Below are 14,151 nucleotides of genomic sequence, written 5' to 3' on the forward strand. Positions count from 1 at the left end.
CTCAGGGCGGGGTGGGGGCGTGGGGCATGTCCACCACAGGGTCATCCACATGCCCGGTCATGATGGCGGCAGTGATGTCGGCCATGACGCGGCGGGCGACGGGCTGGCGGTAATGCAGCGGATCCCAGAAATTGTCCCGGTTTCCGGTCAGGGCGGTGTCATGGTTGAAGTCGAGCACGAGCGTGTCGCGGCGGGGATCTGTCACCCGGCTTACGCCCAGGCGGCAGGCCTTGAGTCGCGCATCGGCCACGCTGCCGGGCGTGCCGTGCAGAAAGTCCGAGGCGGGTGGAAACCACACCACGCGCAGCGTGGCGGCAGGCATGCGCGCCAGCATGTCAGCCAGCAGGTCCATGCCTGGTGGCGGGGTTTCGGCCATGCCGGGCGGGGCAGGGGTATTGTCTGGCGGGGCCCAGCGGCTGAAAATGGCCTGCACGCGGGCGGGGTCGTACTGCCCGTCGGGCGGCACGAAGCTGGTATAGCCATCGGTGCCAAAGCGCTGGGCCTTGCGCCCGGCCAGCCACCAGAACTCATTGGCCGCTTCCTGCAGGGCATACAGGCTGGCCATGTGCAGGTAGCCCATCCATGCGGGGTGGCCGTACATCCATTCCGGCCAGGGGCGGTTGGGGCCGCTCAGGCTACCGGGGCGGGGGTGGCACCAGGCGGCGTCGATGCCGATCATGATAATGCGCGGGACCGGATGAGCCCGCAGAAAAGCGTCGAGTTCGCGCGACTGCTCCCACGGGCTGGCGCTGTTCATGGCCATGTTGAGAAAATGCGCGCCCAGCGGCGGCCCCAGCACGGCAGGCTGCATGAGGCGGCTGGTCGAGGTGCCGATGATGACGGAATCAAACCGTGGCGCGCGCGCCAGCGCGGGCATGGTGTAGCGGGCGTTGGACGTGACGGGTATGCGCGCAAGCCGCGGCGAGAAGGGCAGGATGTTCCACGGGTCAACCGTGACGATGAACAGGTAGAGCCCGCCTCCCGTCACCACTGTCGCCAGCAGGGCCAGCAGGGCAAAGCGCCGCCATGGGCCTGCCTGCCCCGCCCGCGTGGGCCGCCTCATTGATGGCGGAACGTCACGACCAGAACATCACGGTAGGCCGGGCGGGTGGGGTCGAGCGGGCGCACCGCCGTCACGCCATGATAGACGCGGTTGTCATTGACCACCGCCGTATCAAGCGGCTGGTCGAGCATGAACCCGCCCAGCAGGGTGCGTTGCAGGTCATGGATGGAGGTCTCGCCCGACATGACGTTTTCACGCCGCACCATGATTACCATCACCCAGTCCACGCCATCGCGGTGCAGGCCCTCGGGCGTGGGCTGGCCGGGGTTGTTCTCCAGCGCCTCGATGCGGAACTGGTGCACCTCGGTATGCCACACGTCGGGCCGGTTTGCGGGTTCGCTCAGGTCGGTCACGATGCGGTGCATGAGCTGCAATATGGCCAGCAGGGCAGGGTGGGCGCCCATCTCGGGCTCGATGGCGCGGAACCAGCGCTCGATGCCGCCATTGAGCTCGTTGTAGTCGCGGCTCTGGTAATGGGGCTGGTGCTTCTTGCGGCTTATGCCCCCGGCGCTGATGGCGAAGGTGGCATGGCGGCGGCGGCGGTAGCGCCCGCCATCGGCCATGTAGCGGTCCAGCCCCAGCCGGTTCCAGCTTGCGGCAAAGCTGGCCCAGTCCGCCACGGCCTGCTGGCCAAGCAGGGCGCGCATGGCCCCCGCGGGCACGAAGGCGAAGCCATCCGCGCGCAGGGGAGCCTCAAGGCGGGCCAGAGCGCTTGCCGTATCCTCAGCCATGGGTGGAGTCATTTCCCTTTGGCGCGGCGTCCGCTTCGGGGTTTTCGGCCTTGGGGCCTTCAACCTTTGGCGCATCGGTTGCGCTGTCTCCGGTTTCAGGCTGCGCGGGCCTGTCGAGGGCGGCCCTGGGGAAGTTCTCCTCCATGTTCATCTGCAGCGTGCCGGAGGGGCCGTTGGTCAGCAGGTTCATCGAAGTCGGGATCGGGAACTTGACCTTTTCCTTCACCATGCGCGCGCTCAGACGGCTGTAATACTCGCGGTAGACCTTCCACTTCGATCCCGGCGAGGTGCGGATGGAGCCAAGGAACTTGGAGCCATTGCCATCAGCCTGTTCCAGCCCGAGGAAGGAGAAGTCCGACTTGATGAGCGGGCCATACACATGGTCCTTGCGCAGGATCGCCAGTTCATCCTGCAGGATTGCAGCCACCCGGTGCGGGTCTTCCGACAGGTCGAGCATGAAGCTGACCACCACGAGGTTGTAGTCGCGCGAGGTATTGGCAATCGAGGTGACCGACGAGAACGGGATGATGTGCAGGTCCCCGTTCACCGCGCGCAGCCGCAGCGTGCGGATGGACAGATGCTCCACCGTGCCTGAAACGGCGCCCGCCGTGACCCAGTCGCCCACCTGCATGGCGTTTTCAACCAGCATGAAGAAGCCGGTGATGAAGTCCTTGACCAGGCTCTGGGAACCGAACGCGATGGCCGCACCCATGATGCCCGCACCCGTAAGCAGCGGGGCGACGTTGATGCCGATCTGCGAAAGGGTGGTCACGGTTACGATGATGATGATGAAGGTGAGCAGCACCGTGCGGATGATCGGCAGCACCGTGCGCAGCCGTGTCGCGCGGGAGGCCTGGTCCGATGTCTCGAAGCGGGTGATCTGGTTCTGCAGGGTTGCGTTGGCCACTTCCCACACCACAATGGCGATGGTGTAGGCGATCATGATCGTCAGCATCGCGCCCACGATCTTGGTGCCCAGCGAGCCATGCACGAAGAAGCGGATGGCCGGCAGACCCCATGACTGCAGCAGCAGCACGACCGTGAAGAACACCAGCAGCACCGACAGCGTGCGCCGCGCCATGGGGTAGTAGTAGTCCACGCGGGCCTGCAGGCCGGGATAGCGCTTCTCGGTTGCCTCGGGCACGTGGAAGATTTTGTTCTGCAGGCTGAAGGCCAGCACCGAGAGCAGGCGCGCGCCCAGTATGACCACAATGGTCAGTGACAGCGTGCGCAGGATCCACGCATAGCCGCCCTGGATCTGGGTAGCCCAGACCAGCCACAGCGCGAAGTCAAAGAACATGGCCGGGATCCACCAGAAGCGGACCATCTTGCCCACGAACATCCAGAACGGCTTGTCACGCAGGCGGCCCGAGGGCTGCAGCGCCGCGCCCACATGGTGGCGGATGCGCCAGATGAAGATGGCGATGAGCATGTGCTCGATCAGCACCACGGCGCGGATGATGGCCTCGGTGCCACGGGCGGGCATGTCGAACACGCCGCCAAGCGTGGACAGGCAGACCACGATGGAAGGCGCGGCCACAAGGAAGTTCCACCACCGCGTGACCATGCGCGCCGTTGCATCGGATGCGCTGCACAGGCGGATGGTGGGCGAGTGCGGCACGAACACGGTCTCGAGCAGCAGGTAGATCACGCGCGCGATGACATAGGCGTTGGTGAGCGTGATGGTGACCATCGCCGCCTGGTGGGTGGTGGCGAACAGCGCGGAGGCGCCATAGCCCAGCCCGAAGAAGAGGGCGACCGGAAGCAGCTTGATGAGGAAATGCAGCAGGGAATAGGGAATGCGCGTGATGATGCGCAGCGTTTCATGCTGCTTGCGGTCATCCTGCTCGCGGGTCTGCTCGGTCTGCTGTTCGGCCTGGGCATCGGCTGCGGTGGCGGGCGGGGGAGTAGGCTGGTCGGCATCGGCCTGGTCCTCGCGCGCGAGGCGCTGGTTCAGGCGCTGCTCGGTGGCCACCGCGCGCGCGGTCACGCCGGCAAGCGGCTTGCGCAGGGCAATGGACAGGCCACGCTCGGCCACGAGGGCGAGGATGAAGATGATGCCAGCGCGCCCCATCGCATCCAGCAGGATCTGGCGTGAATCCGTATTGGACAGGATGGAGTGCACCCACCGCCCCACGAAGGCCAGATCGGCAAACAGCGCCATGAAGTTCTGGCCCTGCTTCAGCGCGATATCGCGGATATGGCTCAGCTCGTTCATGGTTTCGCTGCTGATGCTGCCTGGCTCGACTTCCACGTCGGACTTGGCTGCGGCAGCCTTCTTGGCGGGAGCCGGGGCAGGTGCCGGGGCTGCGGCAGGCGTGGTCGGCGCGGGCAGACCCTTGGCGATGGCGTCAAGGGTGTGGGTGAATTCCTCGCGCTTCTGCGGGTCGTTCATCACCGCGAGCACCTGCTGGGCCTGCTGGGCGGTGATGGTCTGCCCCGTGGCCTGGGCGGCCGCGGTGCCGGGATCGGCGGCATGGGCGTGGGGAATGCAGGGCAGGAGGGCGAGCAGGAAAGCCGCCAGCACTGTCAGGATGCCGCCCCGTCGGGACTGTCTGGATACGGGATGGGCGCGCGTCGTGAAATGGGCTGACATGCCGATTGTTCACCTCCTTGAAAATATTAAAGCCCCGCCGGAGCGGGGTCAGGCTCCCCTGTCGAATGACACAGCACCCCCGCCCATCACTGCGCGGGGGTGTGCCATCTTACCGCCTGAAAACATGCAATATCAGGACAAAAGATTGCCAAAGCCTGCATGGTTGCATCCTTGGCATGCCTTTTTTGCGTTTTTCAGCCCCATTGCGGGGGCTGTGGGGCCAGGGCGCGGGCCTCGCGCCGGATCACGCAGGTACCGGCCAGAATGTCGTGCAGCGCCTGCTTGCGCTGCGTCCACATGACCATGAGGAAGCCTATGCCAAGCAGTAGCGTCGAGAGATATTTGCCAAAATAGCGCCCCGCCGCGCGCAGCGGCGTGATCCGGTTGCCATAAAGGTCGGTCACGCGCATCTGGCACGCCAGCTTGCCGGGCGTGGCCTGAAAGCGCGAGGATTCAAACAGGATGAAATAGAACGCGGGCAGCAGGAGCGATGTCAGCTCGAACAGCCCGTTCCCGTTCCAGTGCAGGTGGGGCATGCTCGAGACAATGGTGTAGTCGGCCTGCGTATAGCCCGCTGGCTCGATGTAGGAGATGCGGTAGTCACCACCGCTGCCGCCAGTCACCTGCGGGTCGAACACCGATACAGAAAGGCTGGGCGGCACCAGCAGCAGGCCCATAAGCCCCAGCACCGCCCAGAGCACGATGCCATCGATCACATGGGCGACCACACGCATCCAGAACCCGGCATAGGTCCAGATCTCGGTGGGGGAGGCAGGGCGGGAAAACGGGTTCGTCATGCAGGGCATTCCTGTCTGGCTGCCAAGGGGGTCACCCGTACAGCAATGCCATTGCTCGGGGCGCAGCGGAAGCAGGAAAAACGCTCCATCCATCAGACAGGCCCGGCGGCTGTGTCAAAACACAAGAAAGTTCTTGATGAAGCTTTTTCCCAAAGGCCGACGCCCAGGAACTTTTACTTCCTGTTAGCTGCGATAGGAGCCGTTGATGTCGATATAGCCATGCGTCAGGTCGCATCCCCACGCCTGCGCCGTGCCGTTGGCCAGGCCAAGGTCAATCGTGATCTCGATTTCCTTGCCCTTCATGTGGGCTACCACCGGAGTTTCATCATAATCAGGCACCACGGTGCCGTTCTGTGCGATCCATGTGCCGCCAATGCCAACGGAAAGCGTATCGCGGTTGGCGGGCTCGCCGCATTTGCCCACCGCCATGACCACGCGGCCCCAGTTGGCGTCCTCGCCCGCTACGGCGGTCTTGACCAGTGGCGAGTTGGCTACGGCCATCGCCACCTTGTGGGCTGATTCATCCGACGTCGCACCGGTTACGACAACATGCATCATCTTGGTCACTCCCTCGCCATCGCGGATGACGAGCAGCGCCAGTTCCAGCAGCAGCGAATCAAGGGCCGCGCGGAACTGGGCCAGTGCGGGCGAGGCGGGGTCGGTGATCCCGGCATTGCCCGCCTGGCCTGTGGCGAACAGCAGCACCATGTCGGAGGTGGAGGTGTCCGAATCCACCGTGATGCAGTTGAAGCTGCGGTTCACGCCCTCGGTCAGGAAGGACTGGAGCACGCTGGCGGGCAGCTTCGCATCGGTCGCGACAAAGGCGAGCATGGTGGCCATGTCGGGTGCGACCATGCCGCTGCCCTTGGCAATGCCCTGGATGCGCACCGTGGTGTCGCCGATCTTCGCCGTGCGGGTCGCGGCCTTGGGGAAGGTGTCGGTGGTCATGATGCCACGCGCGGCATCCGCCCAGCCATCAGCCGAGAGGGTGGCGTACAGGCCGGGCAGGGCGGCCGAAATCTTCTGGTAGGGCAGGACCTCGCCAATCACGCCGGTGGAGGCGAGGAACACCTCGCTTGCGGCGCAGTTGACCAGGCGCGCGGCATCCGCCGCGTTGGCCTGTGTCGCTTCAAACCCGGCCCGGCCGGTAAAGACATTGGCGTTGCCCGCATTGACCACCAGCGCACGCGCCCGGCCATCGGCCATGGCGGCGCGGCACCAGTCCACCGGTGCGCCGGGGCATTTGCTTTTTGTATAGACGCCCGCCACCGTCGTGCCCGGTGCGAATTCAGCCATGACCAGATCGGTGCGCCCCTTGTAGCGGATGCCGGCCTCGGTCGCGCCAAAACGCACGCCAGCCAGTGCTGGCAGTTCGGGCAGGGGCTGGGCAAGGGGGGAGACGGGCAGGGCTTTGGCCATGGTCGGTCGGCTTCCGGTGCAGGGGCGGGGATAGGGACTCAGGTGGCGCGGCAGGGCATGGACCCCGCCGCGCGGCAGGCCGCTTTTAGTGGGCGGGCTGGTTTTCAGGCAGGGGCTTGCCGTCGGGGCCGTAGCGCACGACCTTGACCTGTGCGAGCGCGTTGGCAACCGCCTTCTGCACGCCGTCCTGGATCAGCTTCTGGCGGATCTGGTCGCGCGTTGCGTCAAGCGTGGGGGTGGGCGCCGTGCGCTTGCCAAGCACCTGGATCACGTGCCAGCCATACTGGGTGTGCACCGGGGTCTGGCTGTAGCTGTTGGGCTGCATGGAAGACGCCGCATCCCAGAATGTCGGCAGCATGTCGCCCTTCTTGAACCAGCCGAGGTCGCCGCCATTCTGCTTGGCCGAGCCGGGATCCTTCGACAGCTTGGTGGCCAGCTGCCCGAAATCGGCGCCGCCCTTGAGCTGCTTGATTACATCGTTGGCCTCGGCCTCGGTCTGGACCAGGATGTGGCGGGCATGAATTTCTTCAGCGCCCGGCTTGTTGGCGTAGTTCTTGTCGTAATACGCCTTGACCGCATCATCGGTCAGGGTCGGGGCGACCTGGGCCGACAGGTAGGCATTCTGCAGCGCGCCCTGCGAGGCCTGCTGCATCTGCTGCTGCACGTCGGGCTGCTTGTCGAGCCCGGCCTTCGTGGCGGCAAGCTGGATGGCGCGCTGGTCAACGAGCTGGTTGAGCAGGATCGGCACGATGATGTTGTCGGGCAGCTTGCGCAGCTGCTCGGGCATCGTGGCCATGGCCTGCCGCACGTCATTGAGGCGGATGTCCTGCCCGTTCACGCTGGCGAGCAGCGGATTCTGGTCCGCCGTGGCCGGTGCGGCGGGCGCCGCCGGCGCGGGGGAGGCCGCCATTGCAGGAGGAATGATGAAAGAGGAAGCAAGCAGGGCCATCGTTGCGACAGCCTTTGCCGGACTGATAGTCCGCATGTGCAAAAAACCCTAGTTATGAACGCGTTCGGCAGGCATCATGGCGAAGGGCGGCCCGCCCTGCAAGGGCCGTATGGCGGATGGCCGTTTTCCCCCGCTTTTTCCATGGCGCTGCGGTCCATCGGTTGACCCGTGGCGGCGTGGGTCCTATCTCATGTCTCCGCGCGAGAATTTTATCCGCACGCCTGCCCCGTCCCCGCCAGTTATTGTGTTGCGGGCGTGCGGGAATGTCATTCCGGGAAGGTCTTCATGTTCGCCAGTATTGCCCGCGCCCTGTTCGGAACCGCCAATGACCGGGCGCTGAAATCGTATCAGCGGCGCGTGCCCGCAATCAACGCGCTTGAGCCGCAGGTCCAGGCGTTGGATGACGCCGCCCTTGCCGCCAAGACACCGGAATTCCGCGCCCGCATCGCCAGGGGCGAAAGCCTTGACGCCCTTCTGCCCGAAGCCTTTGCCGTGTGCCGCGAGGCGGCCAAGCGCGTGCTGGGCATGCGCCACTTCGATGTGCAGCTCATTGGCGGTATGGTGCTGCATGATGGCAAGATTGCGGAAATGCGCACCGGCGAGGGCAAGACCCTTGTCGCCACCCTTGCCGTCTATCTCAGCGCGCTTGCGGGGCAGGGCGTGCATGTTGTGACCGTGAATGACTACCTCGCCAGCCGCGATGCCGAGCAGATGGGCAAGCTCTATGGTTTCCTTGGGCTGAGCGTGGGCGTGGTCGTACCCAACATGCCCGAGGACGAGCGCCGCGCCGCCTACCGCGCCGACATTACCTACGGCACCAATAACGAATTCGGCTTCGACTACCTGCGCGACAACATGAAATACCGCGTGGAAGACATGGTCCAGCGGCCCTTCCACCATGCCATCGTCGATGAAGTCGATTCGATCCTGATCGACGAGGCCCGCACCCCGCTCATCATCTCCGGCCCCGCCGAGGACAGTTCCGGCCTCTACCGCTCGGTCGATGAAGTGATGGTCGCCCTCGTGGCTGACCCCGAGGCCTATGAAAAGGACGAGAAATTCCGCTCCGTCATCCTGACCGAAAAAGGTGCCGAGCAGGTTGAGGAGCTGCTGCGCAATGCTGGCGTGCTGCATGATGGCGGCCTGTATGACAGCCAGAACGTGGCGGTAATCCACCACGTGCAGCAGTCGCTGCGCGCGCACACGCTGTTCACGCGCGATGTGGATTACATCGTAAGCGGCGGCAAGGTGGTCATCATCGATGAGTTCACCGGCCGCATGATGGAAGGCCGCCGCTACTCCGATGGCCTGCATCAGGCGCTCGAGGCCAAGGAACATGTGGAGGTGCAGCAGGAAAACCAGACGCTCGCCTCCATCACTTTCCAGAACTACTTCCGCATGTATCCGCGCCTGTCGGGCATGACCGGCACCGCCATGACGGAAGCCGATGAATTCGCTGATATCTACAAGCTCGACGTCATCGAGATCCCGACCAACCTGCCTGTCGCCCGCAAGGACGATGATGACGAGGTCTATCTCACCGCGCGCGAGAAATACGAGGCGGTCGCCGCCCTGATCAAGGAAATCAGCAGCACTTCGGGCCAGCCGGTGCTCGTCGGCACGACCTCGATCGAGAAGAGCGAGCATCTCTCTTCGCTGCTGCGCAAGAACGGCATCAAGCACAGCGTGCTCAATGCCCGCTTCCATGAGCTTGAGGCCGAGATCGTGGCGCAGGCGGGCGCGCCGGGGGCCATCACCATCGCCACCAACATGGCCGGGCGCGGCACCGACATCAAGCTCGGCGGCAACGTGGACATGCTGATCAGCCAGAAGCTCGGCGGCATTGAAGACCCAGAGGAGCGCGCCCGGCAGGAAGAGGCCCTGCGCGCGACCGTGGCGCGCGATCACGATATTGTGCGAAAGGCGGGTGGCCTGTACGTGATCGGCACCGAGCGCCATGAAAGCCGCCGTATCGACAACCAGCTGCGCGGTCGCGCCGGGCGGCAGGGCGATCCGGGCAATTCACGCTTCTTCATCTCGCTTGAAGATGACCTCATGCGCATCTTCGGCACCGACCGCATGGGCAACATCCTGCAGAAGCTGGGCCTGAAGGAAGGGGAGGCGATCGTTCACCCCTGGATCAACAAGGCCCTTGAGCGCGCGCAGAAAAAGGTCGAGGCCCGCAACTTCGACATGCGCAAGAACACGCTCAAATATGATGACGTGATGAACGACCAGCGCAAGGAAGTGTACGCCCAGCGCCGCGAATACATGGCGGCGGAAGACCTTTCGCCCATCATCACCGAAATGCGCGAGGACGTGATCCACGAGATCGTGGCCCGCCGCATCCCCGAGAAATCCTTCCCCGAACAGTGGCTCAAGGATGAGCTGGCCCACGATGTGCAGACCGCGCTCAACCTGACGCTGCCCATCAGGGAGTGGGCGGAGGAAGATGGCGTGGATGGCACGGTGGTGACCGAGCGCATCGAGCAGGCCGCGGCTCAGGCGCAGGCCAGCCGGGCCGCCAATTTTGGCCCGTCCGTCATGCGCTTTGTGGAAAAGCAGGTGCTGCTGACCACGTTTGATGCGGTGTGGAAGGAGCATCTGCTCGCCCTTGACCAGCTGCGCCAGGGCATTGGCCTGCGCGCCTATGGGCAGAAGGATCCGCTTAACGAGTTCAAGCACGAGGCGTTCGAGCTGTTCAACGCCATGCTCGACCACCTGCGCGCGCGCGTGACCTCCTCCATGGCGCGGGTGGAAATTGCGCCGCCGCCTATCGACAACCCCTTCGCCGGTGTTGCCGAAATCCATGCCGACCCCGAGGTGCCGGGGCTGGAGAACGAGCCGGGCCCCGGCCTCATGCCGGATGCGCAGGGCAACCTGCCCGATCCCGCCATGGGCAGGCCGATCGGGGCCGCGGCCATCATGCCCGATGACCCGTCAAGCTGGGGCGAGGTCTCGCGCAATGCGGCCTGCCCGTGCGGGTCGGGCAAGAAATACAAGCATTGCCACGGGCGGCTGGTCTGAACGGCCAGCCCCACCCGGGCCGATAGACAAGACAGTAACCAAGAACAACACGATCAGGGACGAACGATGGCAGGTCATTCCCAATTCAAGAACATCATGCACCGCAAGGGCGCGCAGGACGCCAAGCGGGCCAAGCAGTTTGCCAAGGTCATCCGTGAAATTACCGTGGCCACGCGCGAGGGCATGCCTGACCCGGCCATGAACCCGCGCCTGCGCGCCGCCATCTCGGCCGCGCGTGAAGTGAACATGCCCAAGGATACGGTCGAGCGCGCCATCAAGAAGGCCAGCGGCGCGGGCGGTGGCGATGACTACACCGAGGTCCGTTACGAAGGCTATGGCCCCGCAGGTGTGGCCGTGATCGTGGAGGGGCTGACGGATAACCGCAACCGCACCGCGTCTGATGTGCGGGCCGCGTTCTCCAAGCATGGCGGTTCGCTGGGCGAGACGAATTCGGTCTCGTTCATGTTTAGCCGCCTTGGCGTGATCGCCTATCCGCTCGATGCCGCGAGCGAGGATGACCTGATCGAGGCGGGCCTCGAGGCCGGCGCCGAAAATGTCGAGACCGTGGACGGCATGCATGAGGTGACCTGTCCGGTCGAATCCTTCTTCGCCGTGCGTGACGCGCTGGAAACCCGCTTTGGCGAACCCGCTTCCGCCAAGCTGGACTGGCGGCCGTCCAACACGGTCGAACTCGATGAGGACAAGGCCCGCAGCGTGTTCAAGCTGATCGACACGCTGGAAGACCATGACGACGTGCAGGCCGTGTACGCCAATTTTGACGTGCCGGACGACGTGGCCGAAAAGCTCTCGGCCTGATCCGGCCTGTGGTCCGCATCCTGGGCATCGACCCCGGCCTGCGTTTTACGGGCTGGGGGGTGATAACGGCGCAGGGCAACCGGCTGAGCCACGTGGCCGATGGCGTGATTGCTACCGATTCGGCGCTATCCGTGCCCGAGCGCCTGCGCCACCTGCATGATGCGCTGCTGGAGCTGACCCGCAACTTCGCCCCCGATGAAGCGGCGGTGGAGGAAACCTATGTCAACCGCAATGGCGCCGCCACGCTCAAGCTGGGCTATGCCCGTGGCGTGGGGCTGCTGGTGCCCATGCTGCTTGATATTCCGGTCGCCGAATATGGCGCCAAGACGGTCAAGCGCGCGGTGGTGGGCACGGGTGCCGCCACCAAGGAGCAGGTCAGCATGATGGTCCGCCGTATCCTGCCCACCGCCCTGCTCAGGCGCGCCGATGCGGCGGATGCGCTGGCGGTGGCCATCTGCCACGCCCATCACCGCGCCAGTGCCGCCCACATCGCCAACGCCACGAGGATGGCATGATCGCGCAGCTGCGCGGCCTGCTGGCACAGGTCGAGGCCGATCGCTGCGTGATTGATGTCAGTGGCGTGGGCTACCTTGTGCAGGCCTCGAGCCGCACGCTCGCGGCCCTTCCGCAGCCGCCGGAACTGGCCCTTGTGCTGGTCGAGACCGTGGTGCGCGAGGATGCGATCCTGCTCTACGGCTTTGCCGAGGCATCCGAGCGCTCATGGTTCCGCCTGCTCACCACCGTGCAGGGGGTTGGGGCCAAGGTGGCGCTGGCCATCCTGTCGGTGCTGCCGCCGCCTGAACTGATGATGGCCATTGGCAGTGGCGACAAAACCATGCTCACCCGTGCGGGCGGCGTGGGCGCGCGGCTGGCCCAGCGCATCGTGACCGAACTGCGCGACAAGTGCGAGGGCATGCCCACGGGTGCGCCTGCGGGTGGCGGCGTGCCGGGTGTGACCATTACTGTGCCCACGCCGCGCAGCATTGCGGCGGATGCAGTGCTGGCGCTGTCCGGCCTTGGCTTCAGGCGGGCTGAGGCGCAGCCTGTGGTCGAGCGCGTAATCGACCGCTTCGAGGGTGATGTGAACCTTGATGTGGTGATCCGTGACGCGCTGAAGGAACTGGCCCGATGAGTGAGCACCCCGAGCGCGAGATCGACGCCCGCCGGGCGGAGGAAGACGGCAACGAAGGCAGCCTGCGCCCGCAGACGCTCGATGACTTTACCGGCCAGAAGGCCAGCCGCGAGAATCTGGCCATCTTCATCGCCGCCGCCCGCCAGCGCGGCGATGCGCTGGACCATGTGCTGCTGCATGGCCCGCCGGGCCTGGGCAAGACCACGCTGGCGCAGATCGTGGCGCGCGAACTCGGGGTGGGCTTTCGCGCCACGTCGGGGCCGGTCATCCAGCGCGCGGGAGATCTGGCCGCCATCCTGACCAACCTCCAGCCGCGCGACGTGCTGTTCATTGATGAAATTCACCGCCTGCACCCCTCCATTGAGGAAGTGCTTTACCCGGCGATGGAAGATTTTCAGCTCGACCTGATTATTGGCGAGGGACCGGCGGCGCGTTCCGTGCGCATCGACCTTTCGCCGTTCACGCTGGTGGCCGCGACCACGCGGGCGGGGCTGCTGGCAACGCCGCTGCGCGACCGCTTTGGCATTCCGCTGCGGCTGGTGTTCTACACGCCCGAGGAACTGTGCCAGATCGTCTCACGCGGGGCGCGCAAGCTGGAGTTCGACCTGACACCGGAAGGGGCGGAGGAAATCGCCCGTCGCTCACGCGGCACGCCCCGCATCGCAGGCCGCCTGCTGCGCCGCGTGCGCGACTTCGCCGCCGTGGCGCGGGCGGGGCGCGGCCCGGTTGACCGCGCGCTGGCCGATGCCGCGCTATCCCGCCTCGAGGTCGATTCGATGGGGCTTGATGGCATGGACCGGCGCTACCTGCGCCGCATTGCCGAATACCATCATGGCGGCCCGGTGGGGGTCGAGACGCTGGCCGCCGCCCTGGCCGAGGCGCGTGACACGCTCGAAGACGTGATCGAGCCTTACCTGATTCAGGAAGGGCTTGTGCTACGCACCAGTCGCGGCCGCATGCTGGGCGAGCGGGGCTGGCGGCATCTGGGCCTCCAGCCCCCCGCCCGCGTGCCCGGCCAGGGCGACCTGCTCGGAGAGGGGACTGATGGTTCAGCATAGTATTGATTTCCGCATCTATTACGAGGATACGGATGCGGGCGGCGTGGTCTATCACGCCCGCTACCTCGCCTTTGGCGAGCGCGCCCGCACCGAGGCCATTCGCGCGCAGGGGCACTCGGCCGCCGACCTGCTGGATGATTTCGGCCTGGCCTTCGTGGTGCGCCATGCCGCCATGGACTACCGCGCCCCCCTGCGGCTTGATGACATCGTGTGCGTTACGACTCGCCTGACGGAACTGGGCGCTGCAAGTTGCAGGCTGCTCCAGACCTTTCACCGGGCAGGGGCGGCTGAAAAACCTGATTGTGGCACGCTGGATGTGCGGCTGGCCTGCGTGCGGGCAGCCGACGGGCGCGCGGCCCGATTTCCGCCGTTATGGCGTGATCTGTTGCGCGGGCTGGTCGGCTGAACGTAACAAAGCCATGCAGGGCATGTGTTCTTTTTGTGTCATGGGTTGACCGTGGCGCAGGGCTGTGCGGAAAGCAGGTTGGCCGTGGCTTGCCAAACGGGCAATCTTCGTGTTTGAGCGAACGGCCAAGGTGGGCAGGAGGCGTATTTGGACCAAG

At 65.3% G+C, this 14,151-nt stretch carries 12 protein-coding genes; 6 read left to right on the top strand and 6 right to left on the bottom strand.

Annotated elements, in window-relative coordinates:
- Nucleotide 1: 1 nt before the first annotated feature.
- From CDI09_RS02605 to CDI09_RS02630, 6 genes are all read right to left on the bottom strand, one after another.
- Nucleotides 2–1,063 carry a hypothetical protein gene (locus tag CDI09_RS02605; protein WP_078525016.1) on the bottom strand — a complete coding sequence of 354 codons (1,062 nt, stop codon included), beginning with the start codon at nt 1,061–1,063 and terminating at the stop codon, nt 2–4.
- Entirely contained in the window at nt 1,060–1,794 is a 735-nt protein-coding gene (locus CDI09_RS02610) for a 2OG-Fe dioxygenase family protein (protein ID WP_078525014.1), read from the bottom strand. Before CDI09_RS02610 ends, CDI09_RS02605 begins: the two co-directional genes overlap by 4 nt.
- A complete protein-coding gene (locus tag CDI09_RS02615) occupies nt 1,787–4,390 on the bottom strand; it encodes a mechanosensitive ion channel domain-containing protein (RefSeq protein ID WP_205836677.1) in 2,604 nt (867 codons plus the stop codon). The genes CDI09_RS02610 and CDI09_RS02615 overlap by 8 nt, the downstream gene beginning before the upstream one ends.
- Nucleotides 4,391–4,584: 194 nt before the next feature.
- Nucleotides 4,585–5,187: an RDD family protein gene (locus tag CDI09_RS02620; RefSeq protein ID WP_078525012.1), complete on the bottom strand. Its 603-nt coding sequence runs from the start codon at nt 5,185–5,187 to the stop codon at nt 4,585–4,587.
- Between the two features lie 183 nt (nt 5,188–5,370).
- A complete protein-coding gene (gene argJ / locus CDI09_RS02625; protein ID WP_078525011.1) occupies nt 5,371–6,606 on the bottom strand; it encodes a bifunctional glutamate N-acetyltransferase/amino-acid acetyltransferase ArgJ in 1,236 nt (411 codons plus the stop codon).
- A gap of 85 nt (nt 6,607–6,691) precedes the next feature.
- Nucleotides 6,692–7,555 carry a peptidylprolyl isomerase gene (locus CDI09_RS02630; protein ID WP_078525009.1) on the bottom strand — a complete coding sequence of 288 codons (864 nt, stop codon included), beginning with the start codon at nt 7,553–7,555 and terminating at the stop codon, nt 6,692–6,694.
- A 285-nt stretch (nt 7,556–7,840) separates the two neighbouring features.
- On the opposite strand from CDI09_RS02630, the gene secA reads away from it, so the two are divergent.
- The 6 genes from secA (at nt 7,841) to CDI09_RS02660 (ending at nt 13,994) form a co-directional block, all read left to right on the top strand.
- Nucleotides 7,841–10,582: a preprotein translocase subunit SecA gene (gene secA / locus CDI09_RS02635; protein ID WP_078525008.1), complete on the top strand. Its 2,742-nt coding sequence runs from the start codon at nt 7,841–7,843 to the stop codon at nt 10,580–10,582.
- A gap of 66 nt (nt 10,583–10,648) precedes the next feature.
- A complete protein-coding gene (locus tag CDI09_RS02640) occupies nt 10,649–11,398 on the top strand; it encodes a YebC/PmpR family DNA-binding transcriptional regulator (RefSeq protein ID WP_078525006.1) in 750 nt (249 codons plus the stop codon).
- Nucleotides 11,399–11,406: 8 nt separating this feature from the next.
- Complete coding sequence (gene ruvC / locus CDI09_RS02645; protein WP_078525004.1) at nt 11,407–11,913, top strand: crossover junction endodeoxyribonuclease RuvC; 507 nt, start codon at nt 11,407–11,409, stop codon at nt 11,911–11,913.
- Nucleotides 11,910–12,530 carry a Holliday junction branch migration protein RuvA gene (ruvA, locus tag CDI09_RS02650; RefSeq protein ID WP_078525002.1) on the top strand — a complete coding sequence of 207 codons (621 nt, stop codon included), beginning with the start codon at nt 11,910–11,912 and terminating at the stop codon, nt 12,528–12,530. Before ruvC ends, ruvA begins: the two co-directional genes overlap by 4 nt.
- Complete coding sequence (gene ruvB, locus CDI09_RS02655) at nt 12,527–13,588, top strand: Holliday junction branch migration DNA helicase RuvB (RefSeq protein ID WP_078525000.1); 1,062 nt, start codon at nt 12,527–12,529, stop codon at nt 13,586–13,588. The genes ruvA and ruvB overlap by 4 nt, the downstream gene beginning before the upstream one ends.
- Nucleotides 13,575–13,994 carry a YbgC/FadM family acyl-CoA thioesterase gene (locus tag CDI09_RS02660; RefSeq protein WP_078524998.1) on the top strand — a complete coding sequence of 140 codons (420 nt, stop codon included), beginning with the start codon at nt 13,575–13,577 and terminating at the stop codon, nt 13,992–13,994. Before ruvB ends, CDI09_RS02660 begins: the two co-directional genes overlap by 14 nt.
- Nucleotides 13,995–14,151: the final 157 nt, after the last annotated feature.

The sequence above is a fragment of the Komagataeibacter nataicola genome (genome assembly GCF_003207795.1).
In the GTDB taxonomy this organism is placed as follows: Bacteria; Pseudomonadota; Alphaproteobacteria; order Acetobacterales; family Acetobacteraceae; genus Komagataeibacter; species Komagataeibacter nataicola.

What these genes read in the sequence shown, in the direction of transcription:
- CDI09_RS02615 (WP_205836677.1), bottom strand. Translation starts at nt 4,390, where the DNA reads ATGTCAGCCCATTTCACGACGCGCGCCCATCCCGTATCCAGACAGTCC.
- CDI09_RS02630 (WP_078525009.1), bottom strand. Translation starts at nt 7,555, where the DNA reads ATGGCCCTGCTTGCTTCCTCTTTCATCATTCCTCCTGCAATGGCGGCC.
- CDI09_RS02660 (WP_078524998.1), top strand. Translation starts at nt 13,575, where the DNA reads ATGGTTCAGCATAGTATTGATTTCCGCATCTATTACGAGGATACGGAT.
- ruvB (WP_078525000.1), top strand. Translation starts at nt 12,527, where the DNA reads ATGAGTGAGCACCCCGAGCGCGAGATCGACGCCCGCCGGGCGGAGGAA.
- argJ (WP_078525011.1), bottom strand. Translation starts at nt 6,606, where the DNA reads ATGGCCAAAGCCCTGCCCGTCTCCCCCCTTGCCCAGCCCCTGCCCGAA.
- secA (WP_078525008.1), top strand. Translation starts at nt 7,841, where the DNA reads ATGTTCGCCAGTATTGCCCGCGCCCTGTTCGGAACCGCCAATGACCGG.
- CDI09_RS02620 (WP_078525012.1), bottom strand. Translation starts at nt 5,187, where the DNA reads ATGACGAACCCGTTTTCCCGCCCTGCCTCCCCCACCGAGATCTGGACC.
- CDI09_RS02605 (WP_078525016.1), bottom strand. Translation starts at nt 1,063, where the DNA reads ATGAGGCGGCCCACGCGGGCGGGGCAGGCAGGCCCATGGCGGCGCTTT.
- ruvA (WP_078525002.1), top strand. Translation starts at nt 11,910, where the DNA reads ATGATCGCGCAGCTGCGCGGCCTGCTGGCACAGGTCGAGGCCGATCGC.
- CDI09_RS02640 (WP_078525006.1), top strand. Translation starts at nt 10,649, where the DNA reads ATGGCAGGTCATTCCCAATTCAAGAACATCATGCACCGCAAGGGCGCG.
- CDI09_RS02610 (WP_078525014.1), bottom strand. Translation starts at nt 1,794, where the DNA reads ATGGCTGAGGATACGGCAAGCGCTCTGGCCCGCCTTGAGGCTCCCCTG.